Source organism: Sphingobacterium composti (assembly GCF_009829075.1).
Classification (GTDB): domain Bacteria; phylum Bacteroidota; class Bacteroidia; order Sphingobacteriales; family Sphingobacteriaceae; genus Sphingobacterium; species Sphingobacterium composti.
Genome location: NZ_WUQZ01000055.1, coordinates 1 through 1199, shown reverse-complemented (window position 1 = coordinate 1199; position 1199 = coordinate 1). Strand labels below are relative to the sequence as shown.

1 protein-coding gene is annotated in these 1199 nt (G+C 42.3%); it reads left to right on the top strand.

The annotated features are described in order from the left end of the window. The first annotated feature begins 65 nt into the window (after positions 1-65). Positions 66-1154: a DUF3945 domain-containing protein gene (locus GOQ17_RS16015; RefSeq protein ID WP_236537182.1), complete on the top strand. Its 1089-nt coding sequence runs from the start codon at positions 66-68 to the stop codon at positions 1152-1154. The last annotated feature ends 45 nt before the right edge of the window (positions 1155-1199 follow it).

Here is a 1199-nt window from a genome sequence, read left to right as displayed (position 1 = left end):
GATCCTTTTATACAGGATAATTCAACTGCCATGATTTTAAAAGATTCTTCAAATACTCGTGCCATATGTTAACAAATTTAATTCTTTATTTTTTAAATCTGTCTCCACTCAAAGGTAGCAACTCCACCCATTTCTCATTCTTCAAAGTACCTGCAAAGGAAGCGGTCGAAACCGCCAAAGAAATGCAGAAACAGGTCAATGCCCCCGCCAAAGAGGGCGAGGCTGTCATGGCAAAGCATGAGGTCAAAGAGCCAAAGGAGCAACAACAGGAAACCAAAAAGGATGTGGAAGCACCACAGGAAACACAGCAAGCGCAGGAGAAAAGCGAATACCGCTTTAAAGCAGAAGACGTTGACTGGAAAACTTTAGAGCAACTTGGTGTGAAAAGGGAAACGCTCGAAAAAATGGGGGCAATGGACACTTTGCTAAAGGGCTATAAAACTAATTTCGTAATGCCTGTAAGTGTCAATTTAGATACGGTAATTCTGCGTTCAGATGCAAGGCTCGGTCTTCAAAATGGTGCAAATGGTAAGGCGGTATTTATGATGTACGGTGTACGCCACGAACCCAACCTCGAAGCCCCTTTCTTTGGTCACGAGTTTACCAAAGAAGACAGGGAAAATCTGCTCAAAACCGGAAACATGGGGCGTGTGGTGGAATTGACCAACCGTAAAACAGGCGAAAAGATACCCTCCGTTATCAGTATCGACCACCTCACGAACGAGGTTATCGCATTCCGGCAGGACAGGATAAAAGTACCCGATGAGATTAAGGGCGTAAAGCTGACCGAAGACCAAAAACAGGATTTGAAAGATGGGAAAGCCATTTATTTAGAGGGGTTGGATTTTAAGAACAGTACGAACAAAAATGCCCATGTGCAGTTCAATGCCGACAAAAAATATACGGAGTTTCTTTTTGGCGATAAAGCACCCAGACAGGTACAGGAAAACGACCCGAAAATGTTCCGCAACAAAGTGTTCTCCGATGAACAGTACAAGCAACTCAACGAGGGCAAGACACTCTACATTTCGGATTTCAAAGATGGGCAAGGACAGCCGTATAAGGGGTATGTTATGGAATTGCAACTAAAAAGTGGAGACAATTTTAAGCTGCCATTCTTCGATTTTGATTTAAGTATTTTTCCATTTGATTAGGCGTTAAATCACCTATAGCGGAATGTATTCTTTTATTATTATAAA

Excerpts from the sequence above, each read along its gene's own strand:
- GOQ17_RS16015 (WP_236537182.1), top strand. The coding sequence starts at position 66 with ATGTTAACAAATTTAATTCTTTATTTTTTAAATCTGTCTCCACTCAAA.